At 49.7% G+C, this 25,043-nt stretch carries 19 protein-coding genes and 1 pseudogene; 7 read left to right on the top strand and 13 right to left on the bottom strand.

Annotation, left to right across the window (positions count from 1 at the left end; all coding sequences use genetic code 11):
* Nucleotides 1–357, bottom strand: a pseudogene (locus SJI19_RS23020) (helix-turn-helix transcriptional regulator); the annotation flags it as partial.
* Between the two features lie 403 nt (nucleotides 358–760).
* Here SJI19_RS23020 and SJI19_RS23015 point away from each other — a divergent pair.
* The 4 genes from SJI19_RS23015 (at nucleotide 761) to SJI19_RS23000 (ending at nucleotide 7,350) form a co-directional block, all read left to right on the top strand.
* Entirely contained in the window at nucleotides 761–1,024 is a 264-nt protein-coding gene (locus SJI19_RS23015) for a helix-turn-helix transcriptional regulator (RefSeq protein ID WP_323480591.1), read from the top strand.
* A 551-nt stretch (nucleotides 1,025–1,575) separates the two neighbouring features.
* Entirely contained in the window at nucleotides 1,576–2,337 is a 762-nt protein-coding gene (locus SJI19_RS23010) for a PAS and helix-turn-helix domain-containing protein (RefSeq protein WP_323480590.1), read from the top strand.
* Entirely contained in the window at nucleotides 2,334–3,638 is a 1,305-nt protein-coding gene (locus tag SJI19_RS23005; RefSeq protein WP_323480589.1) for a cytosine permease, read from the top strand. Before SJI19_RS23010 ends, SJI19_RS23005 begins: the two co-directional genes overlap by 4 nt.
* Before the next feature lie 2,023 nt (nucleotides 3,639–5,661).
* A complete protein-coding gene (locus SJI19_RS23000; protein WP_323480588.1) occupies nucleotides 5,662–7,350 on the top strand; it encodes a M91 family zinc metallopeptidase in 1,689 nt (562 codons plus the stop codon).
* Between the two features lie 247 nt (nucleotides 7,351–7,597).
* Here SJI19_RS23000 and ilvC read toward each other — a convergent pair whose 3' ends face one another.
* Nucleotides 7,598–9,076: a ketol-acid reductoisomerase gene (ilvC, locus tag SJI19_RS22995; RefSeq protein ID WP_323480587.1), complete on the bottom strand. Its 1,479-nt coding sequence runs from the start codon at nucleotides 9,074–9,076 to the stop codon at nucleotides 7,598–7,600.
* A gap of 161 nt (nucleotides 9,077–9,237) precedes the next feature.
* Here ilvC and ilvY point away from each other — a divergent pair, with 161 nt between their 5' ends.
* Nucleotides 9,238–10,125, top strand: coding sequence for an HTH-type transcriptional activator IlvY (ilvY, locus tag SJI19_RS22990; protein WP_323480586.1), 888 nt, complete (start codon nucleotides 9,238–9,240; stop codon nucleotides 10,123–10,125).
* Between the two features lie 4 nt (nucleotides 10,126–10,129).
* On the opposite strand, the gene ilvA is transcribed toward ilvY, so the two are convergent.
* The 6 genes from ilvA to ilvL all read right to left on the bottom strand — a co-directional run bounded on the left by ilvA (nucleotide 10,130) and on the right by ilvL (nucleotide 16,705).
* A complete protein-coding gene (ilvA, locus tag SJI19_RS22985) occupies nucleotides 10,130–11,674 on the bottom strand; it encodes a threonine ammonia-lyase, biosynthetic (protein ID WP_323480585.1) in 1,545 nt (514 codons plus the stop codon).
* A gap of 6 nt (nucleotides 11,675–11,680) precedes the next feature.
* Complete coding sequence (ilvD, locus tag SJI19_RS22980; protein WP_323480584.1) at nucleotides 11,681–13,531, bottom strand: dihydroxy-acid dehydratase; 1,851 nt, start codon at nucleotides 13,529–13,531, stop codon at nucleotides 11,681–11,683.
* 66 nt (nucleotides 13,532–13,597) lie between these two features.
* Complete coding sequence (locus SJI19_RS22975; RefSeq protein ID WP_323480583.1) at nucleotides 13,598–14,527, bottom strand: branched-chain amino acid transaminase; 930 nt, start codon at nucleotides 14,525–14,527, stop codon at nucleotides 13,598–13,600.
* Between the two features lie 21 nt (nucleotides 14,528–14,548).
* Nucleotides 14,549–14,806, bottom strand: a complete 258-nt coding sequence (gene ilvM, locus SJI19_RS22970) for an acetolactate synthase 2 small subunit (protein ID WP_323480582.1) — start codon at nucleotides 14,804–14,806, stop codon at nucleotides 14,549–14,551.
* The gene (gene ilvG / locus SJI19_RS22965; protein WP_323480581.1) at nucleotides 14,803–16,449 is read right to left on the bottom strand and encodes an acetolactate synthase 2 catalytic subunit; all 1,647 of its coding nucleotides are present in this window, start codon (nucleotides 16,447–16,449) and stop codon (nucleotides 14,803–14,805) included. The genes ilvM and ilvG overlap by 4 nt, the downstream gene beginning before the upstream one ends.
* A 154-nt stretch (nucleotides 16,450–16,603) precedes the next feature.
* On the bottom strand, nucleotides 16,604–16,705 hold the full coding sequence (gene ilvL / locus SJI19_RS22960; RefSeq protein ID WP_323480580.1) for an ilv operon leader peptide: 102 nt from the start codon (nucleotides 16,703–16,705) through the stop codon (nucleotides 16,604–16,606).
* 355 nt (nucleotides 16,706–17,060) lie between these two features.
* Between ilvL and SJI19_RS22955 the strand changes: the two genes are divergently transcribed.
* Complete coding sequence (locus tag SJI19_RS22955) at nucleotides 17,061–18,584, top strand: YifB family Mg chelatase-like AAA ATPase (RefSeq protein ID WP_323480579.1); 1,524 nt, start codon at nucleotides 17,061–17,063, stop codon at nucleotides 18,582–18,584.
* Between the two features lie 26 nt (nucleotides 18,585–18,610).
* Here SJI19_RS22955 and SJI19_RS22950 read toward each other — a convergent pair whose 3' ends face one another.
* Nucleotides 18,611–18,949 carry a DUF413 domain-containing protein gene (locus SJI19_RS22950; RefSeq protein ID WP_323480578.1) on the bottom strand — a complete coding sequence of 113 codons (339 nt, stop codon included), beginning with the start codon at nucleotides 18,947–18,949 and terminating at the stop codon, nucleotides 18,611–18,613.
* Nucleotides 18,950–19,069: 120 nt separating this feature from the next.
* Here SJI19_RS22950 and hdfR point away from each other — a divergent pair, with 120 nt between their 5' ends.
* Nucleotides 19,070–19,888, top strand: coding sequence for an HTH-type transcriptional regulator HdfR (hdfR, locus tag SJI19_RS22945; RefSeq protein WP_323480577.1), 819 nt, complete (start codon nucleotides 19,070–19,072; stop codon nucleotides 19,886–19,888).
* Here the strand turns inward: hdfR and yjfF are convergent.
* The 4 genes from yjfF to ytfQ all read right to left on the bottom strand — a co-directional run bounded on the left by yjfF (nucleotide 19,881) and on the right by ytfQ (nucleotide 24,629).
* The gene (gene yjfF / locus SJI19_RS22940; protein ID WP_323480576.1) at nucleotides 19,881–20,888 is read right to left on the bottom strand and encodes a galactofuranose ABC transporter, permease protein YjfF; all 1,008 of its coding nucleotides are present in this window, start codon (nucleotides 20,886–20,888) and stop codon (nucleotides 19,881–19,883) included. The genes hdfR and yjfF overlap by 8 nt on opposite strands.
* Nucleotides 20,881–21,897: a galactofuranose ABC transporter, ATP-binding protein YtfT gene (gene ytfT, locus SJI19_RS22935; protein WP_323480575.1), complete on the bottom strand. Its 1,017-nt coding sequence runs from the start codon at nucleotides 21,895–21,897 to the stop codon at nucleotides 20,881–20,883. Before ytfT ends, yjfF begins: the two co-directional genes overlap by 8 nt.
* Nucleotides 21,898–21,911: 14 nt before the next feature.
* Entirely contained in the window at nucleotides 21,912–23,420 is a 1,509-nt protein-coding gene (gene ytfR, locus SJI19_RS22930; protein ID WP_323480574.1) for a galactofuranose ABC transporter, ATP-binding protein YtfR, read from the bottom strand.
* A 252-nt stretch (nucleotides 23,421–23,672) separates the two neighbouring features.
* Nucleotides 23,673–24,629 (bottom strand): galactofuranose ABC transporter, galactofuranose-binding protein YtfQ, encoded by a 957-nt coding sequence (gene ytfQ / locus SJI19_RS22925; RefSeq protein ID WP_323480573.1) that lies wholly within the window; start codon nucleotides 24,627–24,629, stop codon nucleotides 23,673–23,675.
* Nucleotides 24,630–25,043 lie beyond the last annotated feature (414 nt).

The following is a 25,043-nucleotide window of genomic DNA, read 5'->3' as shown; positions in this document are numbered from 1 at the left end:
AGTCACTTCTACCATAAAGGGCTGGATCAGTTTTTCTCTGCCGCCATATATTGCATTAAATAATGTCGGAATAGTTTTCTGGCTATCCATAACATTTTTATCGTTAGCCCGTATCACATCCGCAGCCTCAGACCAAAAAACCGGACACTCGTGATCCAGCTTGCCTTCTGGATTAAACCCTTTGGGCAGCCCACTATAATGAAGCCCGTAATCGTTAATAAAAATAATTCTGGATTCGTGATCTTTTATATACCAATATTCATTACTATTTTGCATATAAGAGATAAAAGCACCAAAAGTGTTCGAATGTACATCCAAATCTTTATTGATTGAATAATTCATATCATTGCTCTGCATAGCGCATCCTTATTAACAGCCGCGTTAATAACAGAAGGCTACAACAAAAAAATATTTATTTATACTGAATATTTATCGTTGAAGTGTAAATTTTAAAACACAAATTAAATTATGTTATGTTTAAACAAAAAAATCACATTGACAGATAAATTATTAATTATATAAATATTAAGTTACAGATAAAGATACTATTTCCACATATCTATGTTCTTATGTATTGTCAATATCCATTTAGGCTAGTTTACAAAATAACCTATCAGCAATACCGTCATCTTATAAATAGAGTAGCTTTATCTCTATTTATAAAAAGGTATTTATGATCATGCAAATGAGCATGATCATTCATTAATGAGTTACTTTTATCCATAGGCGGTTATAGCTTTCCGCAGAAGGGACAGGTAAAATGAAACAAGACTGGCACAAGGCTGATATTATCGCGGCAATACGAAAACAAGGAACCACCTTGGCTGCGTTATCCCGCCAGGCGGGTTTAAGTTCGGGTACACTGGGCAATACTATAGAACGGCCTTGGCCAAAAGGTGAATTTGTGATAGCTGATGCGCTTAACCTTCATCCTGCTGAAATCTGGCCGAGTCGCTATTATGATCCCGATAGTAATTTAATTGACCGCCAGGCGATGATACGAAAAAAAAGGTGCAAAACGTAGGTTTTGTATAAAAATATTTATATAATTTAAAATAATACAATTAAATATAACTAGAACCAAGGGGAACACCATCCATAACGCCTGGCTAAAAACTCAATTTCGTTTACATTAAATTGAAAAATTTCGTGTTATATTTTATTTATAATTATCATTTTAATATATTAAGTAAATAAACATTTTAGAAAAATCATTTTCTTGGGATATATATGAAATCAATATGTAGCGCTATGCCTGATAAACCTGTATAGAATATAATAATTGGTGGTTAGCGACAATATAGCCATCAATTATTGTTAACAGATGTTAATTCACTAAAATTGTTGTAAAAACTCCATTGAGTAAAATAGAAGATAGCATCATTGCCAAAATCTGGTGGTGCGGGTTTGAGGTCCAACATTTTTGGTTAGCGGATGAGTACATCCACATGGGGAACTGACGTAAGTTGATGACAATGGCTGGGGCTGAGGCAGTGGCGATAAACAAAAAATGTCATTTCGCTTACGTAGATACCTTTAATTTTCAGACGGCAGGGTTTTATAACAAGCTCGGTTATGCAGAATATGGTCGTTTTTACGGCTTTGCCGGTACGTTTTCTAGGCGCTATTTATGTATATTTTTTCGCCAGTAACAGGTTTTTTGCTATGCGCGTTACCAATGGCTTTGACCATGCTATTGCATTAATTGAGAACCTCAATGAACCTTGGGGGATAAAGGATACAGAATCACGTCATGTCTATCTGAACCCCCTTGCCAGAATATACACTAATACACCAGATAATTTCATTGTCGAAGGAAAACTGGATGTTGAATTCCCGGCACAATGGCATGAGTTACATGATGACCTGATAAAACACGATCAACTCACTATGAGTAAAAAAATGAGCGTAAGTGTGTTGGAAATACACCACTGGAACGGGTGTTCAACGCCAACCCCCTATATCAGTGATAAAATACCCCTTTATGATAACCACGACACCTGTATCGGCATTATCTGGAATGCAAAACCGGCCGCTGTTGTTAATCCAATCTTGGCTATCTTTAAAAAAAACACCCCACCTGTTTTTACACATGCCATAGAGGACATCACAGAAAAAGAGCATGAGGTTATCTGGTTAATTATTCAGGGATATACAAGAACCGAGATCTCAGATATCCTGCATATTTCTTCAAGTACAGTAAAATCTCGCTTACATTCTGTGTTCCAGAAAAAATCAATTTTTAATATAAAACAATTACGTGAACTTTATGTTCACAATGAAATGGATAGCCACATCCCTGCTTCAATTTTAAGCAACGGTTTGCTATTTATATGAATCAACCTGAACATTACGCTTCCGGCCGAGTGCCACCGCAATGCCGTTTATCGTTGCTGAGTATCGCACTGGTTCACGCCGGCATGTTAACCGCTCTCGACCAGTTTATGCTTGGTGCCATCCTTGGCCATTCAATGACCCTGTTGGATGCGTTTATTGCGATTACTATCGCTAGTTTGTTTTTTGGCGCACTGACGTTTGCCCTTGGTTTTGCCGGTATGCAAGAAGGATTAAGTGGAACCATGCTTGCACGCTGGTCAGGTTTTGGGCGCATGGGATCGGTACTGGTCAGTCTGGTGTTAACCGTCAGTCTGTTAGGCTGGTTCGGGGTGCAAAACGCCGTATTTGCCAAGGGCATCAACCATGCACTGGGCGATGTGCCGGGATTTGCCCTGTCGGCTGCGGTATCAGGGTTATTGCTGACATGTCTGGTGGCCTTCGGCATTAAGGCGCTGAAAATCACTGCCTGTATCGCAGTTCCGCTTTTTGTCGCGGTGATCACCTTCATTTCCTGCCAGATGCTTTCGCAGCAAAATATCATCACCGCAGCGCGGTCGGTGCCACAGGGGGATGTTTTATCTATCCCGGACGCCATCACCCTCATTATGGGCGGTTGTATTGTTGCCGCCCTGATGACCCCGGATATTACGCGTTATGCGAAAAAATCCTCTCATGTGTTGTCAATGACACTGTTTACGACTCTTGTCGGTGAGTACCTGATTAATGGCCTGGCGATTGTGCTGGCCCGGGTCTTGAATACAGAAGATGTGGTATCAATTATGACTCAGACTGCCGGTGGCATTGGATTACTGGCGGTGGTGGTGTCCACATTACGGGTCAATGACCTGAATCTTTATTCCTCGTCGCTCGGGATTGCTAACACCATTGCCGTACTGAGTGGCAAAAAAGTCAGCTACACCACTGTCACGATCATGCTTGGGCTAACGGGGACCGGGCTGTCTTTACTTGGAATTCTGGACCGGTTGGTGGATTTTCTGACCCTGCTTGGCATTATTTTCCCGCCAGTAGTCAGTGTAATGGTTGTCGGCTATTTTACGCTAAAGCAGAATACACACAGATTACCCCTCCTACGACAGACGCAGACCTTACCTGAAGATAAAAACACGCCGTTAATCGGCTGGGTGGCTATTCTTTCGTGCATAACAGGAACTGTGGCCGGAACTGTCAGTGGTTTTGGGGTTCCCGCCATCAATTCGCTGCTGGTTGCAGGAGTCGTTTATTGGAGTGTTGAAAGCGCAAAATATCATTTTATGTTGAAGCCGGAGAACATCAGGGAATGATAACGACACAGGTGACGTTGGCAAAACGACGACATCCGGGCTTCGGTCACTGTCCGGAAAGGTGATCCAGCGAAAAGTCTCTCTCGATTCTAGCGTGATAACTCAATTTTGTTTACATTTAATGTAATAGCTGTATGGTGCTGACACTTCAGAATGAATATTTCTTTTTGCCAATAAAATACTCATTTCAATGAATATCATTTAAAATAGAATGAATATGGAACTACTATTTGCCAATGTACCGCCGATCATAAAAAATCAGGTAATTGATATTTTGTGGGTGACCGATAAGTACAGACACCACGCAAACGGAATTGAGTTAATGACAATGGCTGAAAATAGGGCGATAAAAGGACACAATTATTTTACGTGCGTGGATAACGTCCCTTATTCAGACTGTAGTGTTTTATCACAAACTCGCCATTTAGAATAGGGCTTTTTTGACGACTATTGCAGGTGGTATTTGGCATTAAGATGCTGAACTCACTGCCAGTATCGTGGTCCCGTTTTTTAGTACGGTGATCACGTTCATTTCCTTCCCGATTCACTCGCATCACAACATGTCTACGTGACAGCACCATACACCGAGATGATCGCATCCTGCGACAGTTGAATACAGTATTTGAAGATAAAGACACGCCTTTAATCGAATCGGTCGCTATTCTCTCGTGCATAACAGAAAGTCTGGCCGGAACAGTCAACGGTTTTGTGCTTCCACCATCCATTTGCTGCTGATGGCAGCATTGTCCTCTATTACTCTGGAATAGCCGTTCTTACGAACCGTTATGCTTTGGTTATTCTCTAAGGAAATTGTACCATGCATGATTTTTCGCTCGCTTGTCAAAAACTATCCACCAACATTATTATTTCCATACCATTAATTCCCGTATTAATTCAAAAACTTATCCAGGCTCACAATATTCCACTGAACAATATTGAGATACCGCATGAAGAAGAGTATCAGACTGCCGGCAGGGTGCTGTTTCAATTAGCGCAAGGCATAACTGAGGCCAATTCCACGTCGGGCGACAGCATGGCCATGCAGACATTGCGCATCAAATCACTCCCACAGGCGGCGGTGGCCGGGCTTTATCTAACGCATACCCTTGCGGGAGTGGCGCCTTCGTATGATGTTCCTCACACATTCTTACCAACGGAAAATAAAGGCGAGGTTTCGCCAAGCACCGGGTATGCCACCAAAGGTAACGCGAGTACAAGTAACACCCCCGGCACCGGCACGCTAAAAGGATCCTCGGCCGCGCAACGGGCAAGAAAAACCAGGGCTAACCCGCAGCACCCTATCTCAGATGCGATGGATCGGGTGCAACGCAGCGGCAAACGAGCACCAACATTAATAAGATTACCGGGCGGTAAGATACCCAAAGCACCCACACTACATGACTTTGTTTTTGCTGATGAGGAAATTCAGCAAGCATTATCCGCGCCGGAGGGGCAAGTCCCCAGCGCACCGACGCTGAATGACTTTTTCCAACCTTCCCCTGTCAGAAACAACGGCGCAAGTGCAGCTAACACCGAGGCGAAGAATATCAAGCCATCGGTGTCAGTCATAAAACCGCCCAAGCCTCATCCCGCCAAGGGGAAAACAGTGAATGCTGCGCCTGCGGTGTCTGCCGCGGTATCGGCAGATTCGCCGGCCACCAGCATAGCTGAAACAAGCCTTTTGGGGACGTTGGCGGGCGGTGTGGTTAAACCCATCGCCGGGCTGACGGTTATCGGCGGTGTCGCGATGGTGGGAACGATCGGCCTAGGCGTGAATACCGACGTAAAAGAGACTGGCCATATAAAGGATCAGGGGAATGAACCGATACGTGAGCCTGACCAAAAAACCGCCAAAGACTCGCCGTTAGCGCAACACTCACCAGCAATACCTCCTGGCCGTCACCAGGCCGAGGACATTAAGCCCCCGACTTCCCAACACGCCGGCGTATGGAACAATGCGCTAACAACCGAACAACAGTCACAACGGCAGCAACAGCTGGTCATACAATGCGCATTTAACCTTATGGCCAACCAAGCCGGTACGCCGGTGGCGAACCTTAATCCCGACTATTACGACCAGGCGCTAATTTATGAGCTGCAAACGCTCAGTGGCGTGTTTTCACAACCGGTTTATCAACGCTATGTTCTGATTGCCGGCACGCCCGTGGCAGTAAGAATAATAGTCACATCCAATCATGGGGTGAAGTATGAAATGTTCCAAAATAGCCATCCTGCAATGGGTTATGCCCTGTCGGTCAACAACGGACAATGGCAAGTGCAGCAAGAGCTAAACTCGCCACACCTGTCGAATAAGCTTATTGAGGTCATCACCCCAGAAATAGTTGATCTGGGGCTTACGCAAGCACGGTTATCCGCCCCGGACGACCGTGGCTTGCAATGGACGCGAGATCAGAAGAGTTATTTGCGCATCAAGGGAAATTTTATGCGGGTCTATCAGGATAAACATAACGTCAATCGCTATCGCCTTGTCACCCCGGATGGTCAGTCTGCCCTGATGGTGCACTACCACAAAAGCCGGTTTTGTCTGCCACAGGAAATGACTGGGCAAGGGGTCGAGAAAAAAGCCATAAATCTTAAAGAAATGAACAGACAGCGTAAAATAATTAATTCGCATTTAAACCATGCTGAACGGCACTTGAAAAATGGACAGATTATAAAATTTTTTCAAGAACTCTATTCAGCATATGAAAAACATAAGAAATTTGAAGCCGGACCTATCAGGCGTATAACCACGTTGGCACTGGATTTTATAGATACATTTATATTCCCAAAAAAATCCATACTTGCTGCAGACGACATGTTGGTTCAGATAGAGTGGATCAGAAAAGTAGCGTTACCCATTCAAAAAAATGAAAGCTTCAAAGAGAATATCATTAACAAATTTTTTAGAGACACACCCTATTTTTATAAAATCATCTCGGACCACATCCTTATGCAACCCGATCGTGATATCACGGATAAAATCGCCAAAATATTAAGCAATCTGTCTATAACCCCACTTCCACAGTACGCGGGAAGTCGCTCTCGATATTACAGAATGGCATCAGAAGGCATTACTACTGTGACCAGTATCAATATTACTGGCAATAAAAAATTTATTGTTGATGTCATGAGGACTTTAGATACGCTGAGTAAAACAGTGCTCGGATACCGGCTCATTGAGACGTTAAAGGACAAGGAATTTACCATTCAACCGCCCTCCATGAGCGCTATCGAACGTGAAGACGATGGCTGGTTTTATGCCAAGAACAGCGCCGGAGGGGCGATAGCCTTTGATCCCGCGAATACATATATCGGTGATGCGTCTCAACTGGAAAAAGAACCCTGGCGGCAGCGAGACCCGGTCATTGGCCTTTATCATGAACTGCTACATATTTACTATAAACATCATCCATTAACCGTAACATCTATTTCTGGTAAAGCGGATAAAAAAATTGTCGGCGGCAGCGCCCCTATTGAGGAGGCATTAATCACTGGCATTGATTTTTACGATAAAAAAACCGGCGAGCGGTATAATTTCAGTGATAAAAAATTCATCCAGGCCAACAAGGGATTAATGATGTCGGAAAATAATTTCAGGAGGGAATACGCCATTATGCGAGGGCTTAAATATTTTTTAATCCGACCTTATTATATCAAGCCTGATGCCAAGGTGACATCCAAAAATTTCATATTGTCCGTGACACAATAAGTGATTAAAAGGTACTGCCTCAGGTGTTGAAACAAATGATTTATATGGTTATTTCCTCGATACTATTAACCGGAAATAACATTCCACACAATGCGGGAGTGACAGAATGTTTAGTCTATTATGCTGCAGTATGTCTTCACCAAAAGAAAATGGTGGGGATTTTTATCGTTCTGCTGATGTAGCACAAAAAAAGAGCCCCCATTGCTGGGAGCCCTCATATCACCTGACAACGAATGCGCTTAGCGCATCAGTTCGCCACCGCAATACGCTTCATATCTTTCATATAACCACGCAACGTCGCCCCGATCACTTCAATCGGATGATGGCGAATAGCCTCATTTACATCACGCAGTTGCGCATTATCAATCGCGCCCGCAGGGGCCGATTTACCCAAATCACCCGGCTGCAACTGGTCCATAAAATGTGCTTTCAGCAAGGGTACGGCGGCGTTGGCAAACAAATAATTTCCGTATTCTGCCGTATCGGAAATCACCACGTTCATCTCATACAAACGCTTACGGGCCACGGTATTGGCAATCAACGGCAGCTCATGCAATGATTCGTAATAGGCTGATTCAGCAATAATGCCAGAACACGTCATGGTCTCAAATGCCAACTCTACCCCAGCCTTGGCCATGGCAATCATCAACACGCTGTGATCAAAATAGTCTTGCTCACTGATTTTGCCATCAAACACCGGGGCATTTTCAAATGCCGATGCACCGGTCTCTTCACGCCAGGTCAGTAATTTTACATCGTCATTGGCCCAGTCAGCCATCATGCCGCTGGAGAATGCGCCAGTGATAATATCATCCATATGTTTTTCAAACAGCGGACGCATCAGCGTCTTCAACTGTTCAGACAGGGCAAAAGCCCGCAGCTTGGCGCTATTGGACAACCGGTCCATCATCAGCGTAATGCCGCCCTGTTTCAGCGCTTCGGTCGTGGTTTCCCAGCCAAACTGCACCAGCTTGCCGGCATAAGCGGCATCGACGCCATCCGCCACCAGCTGGTCATAACACAGCAGCGAACCCGCTTGTAACATGCCGCATAAAATGGTTTGTTCACCCATCAGGTCGGATTTCACTTCTGCCACAAAGGACGATTCCAATACCCCGGCGCGATGACCGCCGGTGGCGGCGGCCCACGCTTTTGCCAGCGCCATGCCTTCGCCCTGGGGATCATTTTCCGGGTGGACCGCAATCAGCGTCGGCACACCAAAACCACGCTTGTACTCTTCGCGCACTTCGGTACCCGGACATTTCGGCGCAACCATAATGACCGTAATATCCTTACGAATTTGCTCACCCACTTCAACGATATTAAAACCATGGGAGTAGCCCAGTGCTGCGCCTTTTTTCATCAACGGCTGCACGGCCTGAACCACCACTGAATGCTGTTTATCCGGCGTCAGGTTCACCACCAGGTCGGCTCCAGGGATCAGTTCTTCATAGGTGCCAACCTTAAAGCCGTTTTCCGTGGCCTTGCGCCATGACGGACGTTTTTCGTCAATGGCTGCTTTGCGTAGGGCATAAGAGATATCCAGGCCGGAGTCACGCATGTTCAGACCTTGGTTCAGCCCCTGCGCACCACAGCCGATTATCACCACTTTTTTACCTTTCAGATAGCCCGCTTCATCGGTAAATTCATCCCGCGCCATAAAGCGGCACTTACCTAATTGCGCCAGTTGTTGGCGCAGGTTTAAAGAGTTGAAATAATTTGCCATGGTACGACTCCAAATAGGGTGTTTTGTCGCTGATGTACGGTATTCCCACTACGCGGGAATGTTTATGATCCCCACTATATAGCAGGAAAGTTGTTGCTTAAATTGATATATTAACAATCTGATGTTGCATATTATGCAATGCTTGCTGGAGGCGACGTACGATGGATCTACGGGATCTGAAATTATTTCTTCACCTGGCGGAAAGCCGTCATTTCGGGCGTACCGCAAAAGCGACCCATGTCAGTCCCTCCACGCTGTCGCGTCAGATTCAACGCTTGGAAGAGGACGTCGGACAAACACTGTTCTTACGTGATAACCGCACGGTGCAATTAACTGATGCTGGCGAACAGTTAAAAACCTTTGCCCAACAAACATTACTGCAATACCAGCAGCTACGCCATCGCCTTGGCCAGCATGGTCCTTCGTTGAGCGGCGAATTGCGGCTGTTTTGCTCGGTCACTGCCGCCTACAGCCACTTACCGCCCATACTCGATCATTTTCGTGCCGAGCACCCCCTGGTTGAAATCAAACTGACCACCGGCGATGCGGCCGACGCCGTGGATAAAGTGCAGACTAATGACGCGGACCTGGGCATCGCCGGCCACCCGGAAATGCTACCGGCCAGTATCGATTTTACCCCAATCGGCGACATCCCGATGATCCTCATCGCCCCCGCGCTGCCTTGCCCGGTGCGCGCACAGGCCCTGGCCGAAAACCCTGACTGGTCGCATACCCCGTTTATTTTGCCGGAACATGGCCCGGCACGCCGTCGGATTGATCACTGGTTTCGCAGTAACCACATTACCAATCCACTGATTTACGCCACCGTGGCCGGACACGAGGCCATTGTTTCCATGGTGGCGCTTGGCTGCGGCATCGCCCTGATTCCAGAAGTGGTGGTGGACAATAGCCCCGAACCGGTGCGTAACCGGATCCAGACCCTGGTGCACGGCACTGTGGTCGAGGCGTTGGCGCTGGGGGTTTGCGTACAGAGAAAACGCCTGCAGGAGCCATTAATTGACGCGTTTTGGCAATTGCTCGATCGTTAACCCCTTACCCTTGCAGAAAAAATCGAAACGCCGGGTTTTGGGTTTCATCGTGACATTCATAACCCAGTGCCGACAGGTGACTATCAAACTCTGGTTCCCGACCGGACAACTCAAACCCCGCCAATACACGGCCGTAATCGGTTCCGTGGCTACGATAGTGGAATAGCGAGATATTCCAATAGGTGCCCAGGGTATGCAAAAACTTCAGCAAGGCACCGGGTGATTCTGGAAACTCAAAGCTGTAGAGGCGTTCATGCAGCGGCTTCGACGGTCTTCCACCGACCATATAACGAACATGCAGCTTGGCCATTTCGTCATCGGACAAATCCACTACCTGATACCCGTTGACGCCAAGTTCGGTAAGGATCTCATCGCGTTCCTCGTTACCACGGGTCAGGCGAATGCCGACAAAAATACACGCATTATCCGCATCAGCATAACGGTAGTTGAATTCGGTTACCGCCCGGCCCCCCAACAGTTGGCAAAATTTCAGGAAACTGCCCTTCTGTTCCGGTATGGTCACCGCCATCAGCGCTTCGCGCTGTTCGCCCAGTTCACAACGTTCCGAAATATAACGCAACCCATGAAAGTTTACATTGGCGCCGGACAGTACATGAGCCAGCCGCTCGCCTTGGATATTGTGCTGCTGAATGTATTTTTTCATGCCGGCCAACGCCAGCGCGCCGGACGGCTCGGCAATGGCTCGCACATCTTCAAACAGGTCCTTTACCGCCGCACAGATAGCGTCGCTGTCCACCGTGATCACATCATCAAGGTATTCGCGACACAAGCGGAAGGTCTCATCACCAATGCGTCTTACCGCCACGCCTTCGGCAAACAGACCGACCCGGGGTAAATCCACCGGTTCACCGGCTTTGAGCGCCGCGCACAAGCAGGCTGATTCCTCCGCCTCTACACCGATCACCTGGATTTGTGGCATCAGGTGTTTAATCAGCACCGCTACGCCTGCCGCCAGACCGCCGCCGCCCACCGGGACAAAGATCCGGTCCAGATGCGCATCCTGCTGCAGCAGTTCCATGGCCAGGGTGCCCTGGCCAGCGATCACCGCCGGGTGGTCGAAGGGTGGAACAAAGGTGTAATGATGATCCCGCGCCAGTTCGATAGCTTTAGCTTTGGCCTCATCAAAATTGGCGCCGTGGAGCAAGACTTCGCCGCCAAAGCTACGCACGGCGTCCACTTTGATATCCGCCGTCGCCACCGGCATCACAATCAACGATTTAATACCCAGTTTGGTGGCCGACAGCGCCACGCCCTGGGCGTGATTACCCGCCGACGCCGTCACCACGCCATGGTTTTTTTGTTCCTCGGTTAAGCCGGATATCATCGCGTAGGCACCGCGCAGCTTAAAGCTGTGCACCTGTTGACGATCTTCCCGCTTTACCAGGATGGTATTGCCGAGGCGCGCGGAGATCTTATCCATACGTTCCAGTGGCGTAACCTGCGCCACCTCGTACACCGGCGCACACAAGGTGGCGCGTAAATACTCCGCAGCGCAAGGCGCCCCGGACAAGGGTTGCGAATCAGCCATGGCCGGTTAGCCCCCCAGCTTACTTTTGTCGCGCACCGCACCCTTATCAGCACTGGTGGCCAATAGTGCGTAGGCACGCAAAGCGAAGGACACCTGGCGTTCTCGATTCACTGGCGTCCAGGCCGCTGCCCCACGCGCCAGTTCGGCTTCGCGACGACGCGACAGCTCTTTATCGGTGACATCCAGCGTTATCCCACGCCCAGTGATATCAATACCAATAATATCGCCGTCGCGCACCAGACCAATCAGACCACCGCTGGCGGCTTCTGGCGAAACATGACCGATAGACAAACCGGACGTGCCGCCGGAAAAACGGCCATCAGTGATCAATGCACACTGTTTGCCCAGCCCCATGGATTTTAAGTAGGTGGTGGGATAGAGCATTTCCTGCATACCCGGTCCGCCCTTTGGTCCTTCATAACGGATAACCACCACGTCGCCAGCCACCACCTTGCCGGCCAGTATGGCTTCGGTTGCGTCTTCCTGGCTTTCATAGACTTTGGCCGGCCCACGGAACAGCAGGCTGCCCTTATCTACCCCTGCAGTTTTAACGATACAGCCGTCTTCGGCAATATTGCCATACAACACCGCCAATCCGCCGTCCTGGCTGTACGCGAATTCGCGCGTACGGATGCAGCCCTCTTTACGATCGGTATCCAGAGAAGGCCAGCGGCAATCCTGGGAGAAGGCTTTAGTGGTGCGAATGCCGGCCGGACCCGCGGAGTACATGCTTTTCACCGCATCATCATGGGTTACCATCACATCATACTGCGCGAGAGCCTCTGGCAGTTTAAGTCCGAGAATATTGGTCACGTCGCGATTGAGCAGTTCGGCACGATCGAGCTCGCCCAGGATGCCCCATACACCACCGGCGCGGTGAACATCTTCCATATGGTATTTCGGCGTACTCGGCGCGACTTTGCACAAATGGGGGACCCGGCGCGATAAACCATCGATATCCGCCATGGTGAAGTCCACTTCACCTTCTTGTGCCGCCGCCAGCAAATGCAGCACGGTATTGGTGGATCCGCCCATGGCGATATCCAGCGTCATGGCATTTTCAAATGCCGCCTTACAGGCGATATTGCGCGGCAGTGCGCTCTCATCATCCTGCTCATAATAACGTTTAGTCAGTTCAACGATGCGCGTGCCAGCGTTGAGAAACAGTTGACGCCGATCGGCGTGAGTCGCCAGCAGCGAACCATTGCCCGGTTGGGATAAACCCAAGGCTTCAGTCAAACAGTTCATGGAGTTGGCGGTAAACATGCCTGAACAGGATCCGCAAGTGGGGCAGGCCGAGCGTTCAATTTGTTCACTGTCTGCATCGGATACGTTCGGATTAGCGCCCTGGATCATCGCGTCGATCAAATCGAGCTTGATGATTTTATCCGACAATTTGGTTTTGCCGGCTTCCATCGGCCCGCCGGAGACAAAGATCACCGGAATATTCAGGCGCAGCGCCGCCATCAGCATGCCCGGGGTGATTTTATCGCAATTGGAAATACACACCATGGCATCGGCACAATGGGCATTAACCATGTATTCCACCGAATCAGCAATCAGCTCACGCGAAGGTAAGGAGTACAACATGCCGCCATGCCCCATGGCGATACCATCATCCACTGCGATGGTATTAAATTCTTTCGCCACGCCACCGGAGGCCTCAATTTGCTCGGCGACCAATTTACCCAAATCACGCAGATGCACATGGCCCGGCACGAATTGGGTAAACGAGTTCACCACGGCAATAATCGGTTTGTCGAAATCATCATCGGTCATCCCTGTGGCGCGCCATAAGGCACGGGCGCCAGCCATGTTACGGCCATGGGTGGTGGTAGCGGAACGGTACTTAGGCATGCTCAATACTCCAGTTGATCTTTTCGGCGGGCGACGTACGCCACCCGCTGCGTTATAAAGTCTATTTTAGTTGTTGACCGGATCCAACCAGCCCCATTTATCTGCGGTTTCACCAGTAAACAGACCGAAAAATGCTTGCTGTAGCTGTTTGGTCATGGGACCACAACGGCCAATCCCGACCTGGATGCCATCGACACTACGCACCGGGGTAATTTCCGCCGCCGTGCCGGACATAAAGACTTCATCGGCCAGATAGAGCGATTCACGGGATAACACCTGTTCGCGCACTTCGATACCCGCGTCTTTCGCCAGCTTAATGATCGCGTCCCGGGTGATCCCCGGCAGAGCTGACGAGGTAAACGGCGGCGTGAACAAGATACCTTCTTTCACCTCAAACAGGTTCTCCCCGGCCCCTTCGGAAACGTAGCCGTGGACATCCAGCGCAATGCCTTCTTGATAACCATGACGGCGCGCCTCGCTGCCCACCAGCATGGAAGAGAGGTAGTTGCCCCCAGCCTTGGCCGCAGTCGGAATGGTATTGGCCGCCACGCGGTTCCAGGATGAGACCATGGCGTCAATGCCCTGATCCAGGGCATCTTCACCCAGGTATGCGCCCCACGGAAATGCAGCGATAATGACGTCGGTAGTGTAATCCGGCGGCGGATTCACGCCCATACCCACATCTCCGACAAACACCAGCGGGCGGATATAGGCGCTGACCAGTTTATTCTTGCGCAGCACCGCCCGACAGGCTTCCATCAAATCATCCACGCTCTGGGTAACCGGCATACGATAGATTTTTGCGGAATCGCGCAGGCGCTGCATATGTTCACGATGGCGGAATACCACCGGCCCTTTATGCGAGTCATAGCAACGCACACCTTCGAAGACTGACGATCCATAATGCAGCGCATGGGACATAACATGGACTTTAGCATCCGCCCATGGAACCATCTCGCCGTTGAACCAAATAAAATCAGCTTTCTTCGTCGTCATTTTCTTTTCCTTACTTGTGCCTTAGGCGCGTATTTGTTGTGATGTTAGTTGCTGGATCTCGACACAGGCGACATCCATCAGTTTACTTAATTGTGAAGACAGTAAATCGACTGGGCGCAGGCTTGCAACGGTCAATTGAATATTTATACATTCCGGATTGGTTTGCGGTGCCATATTTAACGCACAAACACGAAAACCGCGGTGGCGCACCACACGCAAAACACGTTCAAGGATTTCCGGGCGGGAACGCGCCTCAATGGAAAGCTGATGTTGCATCATGATAATTTCTCCAGCATGGTTTCATTGCCGGCGCCGGGTGGCACCAGTGGCCAGACATTTTCGTATTCGTCGATGGAGACATGCAGCAGGTAAGGACCCTGATGGTTAAACATGGTCTCAAGGGCGCTGTCAATCTGGTCTTTTCGGGTTATTCGTTGGCCGGGGATATCAAATGCGCTGGCCAGGATGAGAAAATCGGGGTTGTCGGTAAGAGTGGTTTCGCTATAACGTTCATCAAAAAATAATTGCTGCCACTGTCGAACCATGCCTAATCGCTGATTATCCATTAATACAATTTTTAACGGCAACCGTTTTCGCTTAATCGTCGTCAATTCCTGGACGTTCATCATAAATGAACCGTCGCCGGAAACACAGATTACGGTATCATCGGGACGCGCAACCTGTGCGCCTACCGCTGCCGGCACACCAAATCCCATCGAACCCAAACCGCTAGAGGTGATAAAGTTCTCAGGGCGGCTAAAACTCATATGCTGGGCGGCCCACATCTGATGCTGGCCAACATCGGTGGTGACCACCGAATCCGCCGGCGCGCGCTGTGACAGCGCCCGCAATAATGCCGGTGCGTAAATGGCCGAACCGGGGTGGTCATAACGCCATTGGTATTCCGCTTTCAGCGCTTGGGTCTCGATTCGCCAGTCATCCAGAGACAAATCCTGTGCCAAGGCCGGCAATATCCGGTTTAAATCCCCTTGCAAAGCAACGTGGGCCTGGCGCAATTTACCTAACTCCGCCGGGTCGATATCCAAATGAATCACTTTCGCGTGCGGCGCAAACGCATTGAGTTTGCCGGTGACCCGATCGTCGAAACGGGCACCCACCGCCATCAGCAGATCGCAGGACTGCACGGCTAAATTCGCCGCTTGGTTGCCATGCATTCCCAGCATGCCCAGATAACAGACATCGTCTCGATCCGGCGCGCCCAGACCTTTAAGGGTTGCCACGCTAGGGATGCCGGTACGGGCGATAAAGTCTCGCAACGCCGGTACTGCGCGCGCCATGCCCACGCCGCCGCCAACATATAACATGGGTTTGCGCGCTACACGCAATAGCTCGCGGGCTGCCGCCACATCCCCTTGGATGACACCAAGCTGATCGTCGATACTGACCAAATGTGGACTCAGATCGCCCGTGGCGAGCTGTATGTCTTTAGGAATATCGATCAACACCGGCCCCGGCCGTCCGCTACTGGCAATGGCGAAGGCTTCGGTCATGATCGCCGGCAGTTCCTCTAGGCTCTCGACCAAGAAACTGTGTTTAGTACAGGCCAGGGATAACCCCAGCACATCGATTTCCTGAAACGCATCGGTACCGATAAGCGCCGACCCCACCTGACCGGTGATTGCCACCAAAGGAACAGAATCCAGCAGAGCATCAGCCAGGCCGGTGATCAAATTGGTCGCCCCCGGTCCTGACGTTGCGATACAGACGCCGACTTTACCAGTAGCCCGTGCGTAGCCAATTGCCGCCATGGCCGCGCCTTGTTCATGCCGGCATAGCAAATGTTCCACGCCGCCATCATAGAGTGCATCGTACACCGGCATTATCGCCCCGCCGGGATAGCCGAAAACCATGTCCACACCCTGTGCACGCAACGCTTGTACTACCCACTGAGCACCATTCATAGTCAGTTCCCCGCCGGTCTGCGGTGAGAACAGGATTTTATGCTGTTATCCATTTTATGTTCCTTATTCATTACTTATCTTACTGGTCTTGAAAAGTAGCAAAAAAAAACCCCCGACCTTTCGGTGCGGGGGTTTTCTTGAGATTTAAGCTTGTTTAATAAGCTTTTCTTCGTCCAAGTGCTGCCCCGCACGGTGGGATTATAATCACCACCACACTAATCACGACTAGGCTTAGCACTTGAACAAAAGCATTCATAAATAGATTTTCATTACTTCTCGTCGAATGAATACCTACAGAGTTATCACAGTTTCAGGCTTGCTGACAATGTTTTTTAAAACAGCCTCACATTACCCCTGACATTAAAACACTAATACCCAATATAATCAATAATTTGCTTGATTATGATTTTTTTTCATTGTTCCACGAAAAATAGCCATGTACTCCGCCAACTCCACAACATACCGGGAACGTGATCGCAGAAAAAAAGCAAATGTCTGACATCCAGATATTTTTTTATGCGCCGGTGCCAGAAGCGCAGCGCTTACCGGGCGCAATAAAAACAGAACGGGCATGATAAAGCGTTTAATCAATCCGACTAAGAGAGGGAAATATGTCGCTGGCGGTGATTTATACCCGTGCGTCAATTGGTATTCAAGCGCCGTCAATCGCCGTAGAGGCCCATATCAGTAAGGGCCTGCCGGGATTTACTCTTGTGGGTCTGCCCGACGCTACGGTAAAGGGCGCACGCGACCGGGTGCGCAGCGCGTTGCTCAATAATGGTTTCGACTTTCCGGCCCGGCGCATTACCGTAAGCCTGGCACCGGCGGATTTACCTAAAGAAGGTGGCCGCTATGATTTACCCATCGCCCTGGCGATATTGGCCGCGTCCGAGCAACTGCCCGCGCAAAAACTGTCGGATTATGAATTTCTCGGCGAACTGGCGCTATCGGGTGAGCTGCGACCGATACAGGGTGCCATCCCCGCAGCGCTGCAATCGGCGCTCGCCGGACGCCGGCTGGTCATTCCTACCCACAACCGCACCGAAGTCAGCCTGGTGGCGGACAGCGGTGTGATGGTAGCCAACGATTTACGTCAGGTCTGTCGCTTTGTGCAAAATCAGGCCGAACTTGAAACGGTTGCTGCGCTTGGCACCCCATTGCTGGAATATGGCGGCGCCGATCTTAGCGATATCACCGGTCAACAGCAGGCGAAACGCGCGCTGGAGATTGCTGCTGCCGGCGGTCATAACCTGCTGCTGCTCGGTCCTCCGGGTACCGGTAAAACCATGTTGGCTAGCCGTTTACCCGGTATAATGCCGCCCCTGGGCGATATGGAGGCCATAGAGACCGCGTCGCTCATTAGCCTGGCAAACCCCAACGCCGCACTCACACAGTGGCGCCAAAGGCCGTTTCGCGCCCCTCATCACAGTGCCTCGATGGCAGCGCTGGTCGGTGGAGGAGTCCTTCCCCGACCGGGAGAAATTTCCTTGGCCCATAACGGCGTATTGTTTCTTGATGAATTGCCCGAATTTCAGCGCAGGGTGCTCGATGCACTGCGCGAACCGCTGGAAGCGGGGGAGATCATTATTGCGCGGGCGCAGGCCAAGGTACGTTATCCGGCGCGTTTTCAACTGGTGGGTGCCATGAATCCCAGTCCTTCTGGCGATTATAAGGGTGTGCATAGCCGCAGCGGCCCGCAACAAACCTTACGTTATCTGAACCGGCTCTCCGGGCCGTTTCTCGATCGTTTTGATATGTCCATTGACGTGCCGCTACTGCCGCCGGGTATGTTGCGTCACCAATGCCCGTCAGGTGAATCCAGCGCAACGGTCAGGGCCAGGGTACAAGCCGCGCGTGAACGTCAGCTCCAGCGTGGATCTGTCATCAATGCGCATCTGAATAATCAGGAGGTGGCTCGGTATTGTCGATTGAGCGAGTCTGATGCCATTTTTCTGGAATCGGTAATGGAGCAGTTGGGACTGTCGGTCAGGGCGTGGCATCGGACGCTTAAAGTTGCGCGCACGCTGGCCGATCTCGCGGGGGTCTCAGATATACAACGATGCCATTTGGCCGAGGCCGTGAGTTATCGTTGTATCGATCGTTTGCTGCAACAGCTTTGGCGGCAAATGGAATAACTTGGGGCTAACGCCCCAAGTCAGGACTAATCTTCGTTATCGCTGTAATCTTCAACCACATCCATTTGCGGTTTCCCGCCTGATAGCGTATGAAAACGCTTGGGGCGGCGAATATGCTCGATGTATTTAAACCACACCTTTTCATGTTCCGTAGAAGGTTCACGTTGGCCGTGACACACGGACACGAATTGTTGCTCTTCTTCGGTTACCGGTGCACGTTTGCCGCTATCCAGATCGTTGTAGGCATGACCGCAACGTTCGAGCAATAGAGCTTCCCGAATGGTGAAGTGTCCGTGCCGGGAAAACCCACGCGGGTAGTTCTTGTTATCGAAATAACGATTGGTAGTAGAAAAGCTGTCCGCCATATTAAGCGCTCCCCATCCTTTCATAAGCCGTACTGTTTATGGCGCGGAGTATTAGATAGGCTTGACTTTCTGTAAAACAAAACATTTAAATCGTTACGATGAAATTTTTTGGAGATGGCCTTGGACACGGAATTACTGAAAACCTTTTTGGAAGTTAGCAGGACGCGACACTTTGGCCGCGCGGCGGAAGCACTCTATCTGACGCAGTCAGCGGTAAGCTTCCGCATCCGCCAATTAGAAACGCAACTCGGGATGAGTTTATTCACCCGCCACCGCAATAATATACGCCTGACGCCCGCCGGAGAGCGGCTACTGCCTTATGCGGAAAACCTGATGTCCACCTGGCAATTAGCCAAAAAAGACGTCACGCGATCGCTGCAACACAATCCATTATCCGTTGGTGCCACCGCGTCGCTGTGGGAAGCATGGCTTGGGCAATGGTTACAATTATTATACCAGCAGCGTCCTGAACTGCAGCTTGAGGCCCGGATTGCCTTGCGTCATGCACTGATTAACCAACTCCATGAACGGCAATTAGATTTGCTGATCACCACCGAAGCACCAAAAATGGAGGAGTTAACCTGCCAGCTGTTGGGTAACTTTACCGTATCGCTGTTTAGTGCATCGGCACCGCCCAACGAGGGTGAGCGGCCCTATATTCGCCTAGAATGGGGGGCTGACTTTCATACCCATGAAAGTCGCCTGCTGGTAGGCCATCCCTTGCCGTTGATGAGCACCACGTCCGCATTATTGGCCCGCAGTCTGCTGCCGATCACCCAGGCATGCGTTTTTTTACCGAGCCATTGGGCCGAACTCTATCCTGAACTGGCTATCGTGACCGACATACCGCCGGTAGTCCGCCCCCTTTATGCAGTATGGTTACAAAATAGCGACCAACGCACCCTGATTCGGCAACTGTTAAAAACCCCGGTTATGTAGGCCGCGAAGAAGACGGAACCGGAATTGATGTGACCTTCGCACTCTGTTTATTCTCCCACAGGGAGTTCAGTAACCGCTGTAGGGCAATAAACGCAAACAGTAGGATACCGATGACGATTTTGGTCCACCAAGAGCTGAGGGTTCCGTCAAAATTAATATACGTTTGGATCAAACCTTGGATCATCACGCCGAATAAGGTGCCGAAAACCGTGCCAATGCCGCCGCTCAGCAGTGTACCGCCGATGACCACTGACGCGATGGCATCCAATTCCACGCCCATGCCGGCCAATGCATATCCGGCCGAGGTATAAATGGAAAAGACGATGCCGGCCAACGTCGCCAGACCGGTGGACAACATATAGATACGGATAGTGGTGCTGCGGGTCGATACCCCCATCAGATTGGCCGCCGTGGCGTTACCGCCAATGGCGTAGACCTGGCTACCAAACCGCGTGTAGCGGGCCAGCAGGATGCCAAAGGCCATCACCAGCAGCATCAATACCCCCATGGCACTTAGGCGGCCACCGCCGGGCATTTGCCAGGCCAGGCCCGATAGCGTTTGATAGATTGGATGATCAATCGGTAGTGACTCTTCCGATACCAAATAACTGGCACCACGCAGAAAAAACATACCGGCCAGGGTAATGATGAAAGCCGGAATTTTCAGCGTGTCAATTAACCAGCCCATAAAAGCACCGAAACCACAGCCCATGATTAACACTAACGGAAACGCCAGCAATGGCGATAAGTGATAATCGCCAATCATGCGCGCCAGGAAAACGCCGGTAAACGCGATAACGGATCCCACCGAGAGGTCGATACCGCCAGAAATCACCACAAACGTCATGCCCACCGCGATAATACCAAGGAAGGCGTTATCGGTGAGAATATTGCATATGATGCGGCTGGAGGCGAAGCCAGGAAACCGGCTTAGGCAGAACAGATAGCCGATGATAAACACCGCAATGGTGATAACCAGGGGAAGGTTGCGCTTAAGCATGATGGCGACTCCTGCGAATATACGCGATAAATATGGATGACTGCATTACCAATACGCAAAGCACCACGACTGCCTTGACCACCTGATTTAATTCTGGCTGGAAGCCCGACAGTAAAATACCGGTATTCATTCCCTGTATAATCAGCGCCCCCAAAATCGAAAGAAAAAGATTGAATCGGCCACCCATCAGCGAAGCGCCGCCAATGACTACCGCCAGGATGGCATCCATCTCCAGCCAAAGGCCAGCATTGTTGGCGTCCGCCCCGCGGATATCAGCGGTCACAATAAGTCCGGCGATAGCGGCACATAACCCGCTCAGAATATAGGTCGACATGACGATAGCCCGTGTTTGCACACCGGCGTTCTTGGCCGCGCGAATATTGATCCCCACGGCTTCGATAAACAATCCCAGAGCGGTTTTACGCGTCAACAGCCACACCAGAAGCAGCGTAATAATAGTAATAAATACCGGCACCGGGAAAAAGAGTAACGACCCGCTACCGAACCAGGACAAAGATGGATTATTGAACGTGACTATTTGGCCCTTGGTAATCAGTTGGGCCACTCCCCGCCCGGCAACCATCAATATCAGCGTGGCCACAAAAGGCTGTATTTTCAGCAAAGCCACCAAGATACCGTTCCACAATCCGGAGAGCATCCCTACGCCCAGCGTTGCCAAGATAATGACTGGCAAGCTGTATCCCTGCACGGTCAACGTTGCGGTCACCGCGCCGGCTATCGCCATCACCGCACCCACGGAAAGATCGATACCGCCGGTGGCAATCACCAAGGTCATACCGATAGCCAGTAGCGCCACCGGGGCACAACGGTTCAATATATCGATTACGCTGCCAAACAACCGGCCATCCTGGATGTGGATTGAAAAGAAATTATTGGCGACAATGCTGTCAACCACTAACACTACCACCAGCGCGGCCAACTGCGGCATGCCTCTCGGCCAGCGCCTGGTGACGACAACTTTAGTTTCGGGTGACGTTGAACCAGACATAACTTTCACGCTCCTTAGGCAGCAATGGCATTCATAATCGCGCTCACGGACAATTTATCGAGCGGTAATGCCGCGATGTGTTTTCTATCGCGCAGAATAATCACGCGGTCGGCATAACCCACCAATTCCTCAAGCTCAGATGAAATAACCAGCAGGGCGAGCCCGTTGGCACACAAGGATTCGATTAAACGAATAATCTCAGCGTGGGCACCCACATCAATGCCGCGCGTAGGCTCATCAAGGATCAAGAACTGCGGTTTGGTCAACAGCCAGCGGGAGAGCAGCACCTTTTGTTGATTGCCGCCCGAGAGGAACTCAACGGGCTGCTCGGCGCTCGGGGTGCGAATATCCAGTTGTCGGATAAAACGCTCGGCAATAGCATTTTGCTCCTTACGTGATAGGGGGCGTAGCCATCCACGTTGAACCTGCAAGGCCAACATAATATTTTCCCGCACCGATGCGGCGGCAATAATGCCATCGGTTTTTCGATCTTCTGGACAAAATCCCAACCCCAGCTTCGACGCTTTGTTTGGCGAGCGTATAACCTGCTTTTTGCCCTTAATCCAGGCGGTGCCGGAATCCGCCGCGCGAATGCCAAAAATCACTTCCGCCGTTTCGGTTCTGCCCGATCCTAATAGCCCGGCAAGGCCGACGATCTCCCCTGGACGGACCTCCAAATCAAATGGTGCAATAACATTTTTTTTGCCATAACCTTCAAAGGCCACAACAGGCTTATCACTATGCAGAGTCCGGCCAGCGCGCTGCAGCGCATGTTCACCCAACTCCCGGCCCAGCATCATTTTAATCAGCTCAATTTGAGGAAGTTCACGGGTATAACGGGTACCGACAAATTCGCCGTTACGCAGTACCGTAATACGATCAGTGATCTTATAAACCTGGTCGAGGAAGTGGGTGACGAAGATCAGGCTAATACCGCCATCGCGCAATTGTCGCATGATGGTAAACAGCATCTCGACTTCGTTGGCGTCCAGACTGGCGGTAGGTTCATCCAGAATCAACACCTTGGCAGAGAGATCCACTGCGCGGCAAATTGCCACGATTTGCTGCATCGCCACGGAGAAGTGGCCTAACGGTTCGGTGACATCCAATGCAAATCCATAACTGGCCAACAGCTTTTCCGCGCGTCGATTGATTTCTTTACGGTCAATAAAACCAAAACGCCTCGGCTCCCGGCCAATAAACAGATTATCCGCCACTGATAGGTTAGGTAGTAGATTAACTTCCTGATAAACTGTACCGATACCCAGAGACTGCGCATGGGCGGTATTCTTGGGATAAATTGCTTGTCCATCAAGAACAACTGAACCGCTATCACGCTGATAAACTCCGGTCAACGCCTTGATCAACGTGGATTTACCCGCGCCGTTCTCGCCTAATAGCGCCATGATCTCACCACGTCGCAACGTTAACGACACATCACTCAACGCCTTTACGCCAGGGAAGGATTTACTCAGTCCGTTCACGCGGAGTAATACGTCGTCTTGACTATCATTCGTACTCACGGTTATTGCTCCTAAAACACAGCTGAAAAAGCCGTTTTGGCAATGCCGTTAAGCATCTGTCCAACGACTATCAGTGCCAAAACTGGCGTGGGTGGCCATGTGCGGCGGCAACATTCTTATCAGAGACTCATGCCCCGGGAGTGTATTCGTGTCATACCCTATGGGTTGTCCCTTAAAGGTTGAGTCCCGAGAATGAGGCTCAACCCTAAGAGACGACGATAACAACATCAATGCCTTCGAAGATTCTGTTTATCAATAACCCATGCCTTTCTTCAGATCCAATTGGGTTTGCGCATCTGCTGGGAGGAATAATGTCGTTTTTGTCTTGATGATTTTAGGTGGCACGGTGCCATCTTTTTTATATTTTTCCAACGCATCAAACGCCGGGCCAGCCATATTAGGTGTTAACTCAACATTAGCATTGGCTTCACCTGCCAGCATCGCTTTATAGATATCTGGCACGCCGTCTATAGAGCCGGTAAGAATATCCTTACCCGGTTTCAATCCAGCTTCTTTTATCGCCTGAATGGCACCAATAACCATATCGTCATTATGCGCAAAGACCATGCAAATATTTTTACCGTTGTTTTCTGCTTTTATGAAACTTTCCATAACTTCTTTACCCTTGCTACGAGTAAAGTCGCCGGATTGTGAGCGAATGATTTTGATGTTCGGCGCTTTAGCGATGGCCTCAGCAAAACCTTTCTTACGATCAATTGCCACGCTGGCCCCGACTGTGCCTTGTAATTCCACCACATTACAAGGTTTTTTACCCACAGTTTTAACCAGCCAATCACCAATCAATTGACCTTCGTAAACGTTATCCGCAGTCACCACCGTTAAGTAGAGGGAGTTATCTCTTACCTTGATAGCCCGATCCAGTAAAAATACGGGTATCTTGGCGCTTTTGGCTTCTTCCAGTACGGGTTCCCAGCCGGTTTGTACCACTGGTGCGATAAATATTGCATCGACACCTTGGGCAATGAATGAACGAACCGCTTTAATCTGATTTTCCTGTTTTTGTTGTCCGTCGGCAATTTTTAACGTAATTCCGCGCTTCTGTGCTTCCGTTTTTGCCACAGAGGTCTCTGCCGCGCGCCAGCCAGACTCAGAACCAACCTGAGAAAAACCGACGGTTAACGACTCGGCAAAAGCCACGGAAGACATGGCGACAGAAATAGCTGACACTAAAAGTAAACGCTTCCACATAGTCATTATCCTCTTATCTTCATAAAGTGTGCTGATATTCATCTACGCTAGAGATAACAAAACTAAACAAAAATAGGTTTTTTTATATCGGGTTTCATCACACTTTTGAGAAATGGGTGTCTAAGTATTTTATGAAATCTTTATTTAAATCCGTGACTTATGGATATATTTCTTGCGTGTTAATTTTTGGATATATAATAATAAGTTCTTTAATAATAAGTAATTAACGGATTGAAAATAGAACGGCAACATAATTGGAATGGAAATAACCATGTATGAATCTGCTATTATTTTGCCGAAAAAAATGACTATTTTCACCTATGTATATCAACCGATAGGGCTACCCGTAAAGTTGTTTTATATGATTTTCGATAAATGACCATAGTCGAATTGATTTTTTTATATGGATAATTT

The organism is Acerihabitans sp. TG2 (assembly GCF_035013185.1).
Lineage (GTDB): Bacteria > Pseudomonadota > Gammaproteobacteria > Enterobacterales > Enterobacteriaceae > Acerihabitans.
Note: the sequence above shows the minus strand (reverse complement) of the source record. Positions and strands in the feature narration are given on the sequence as shown.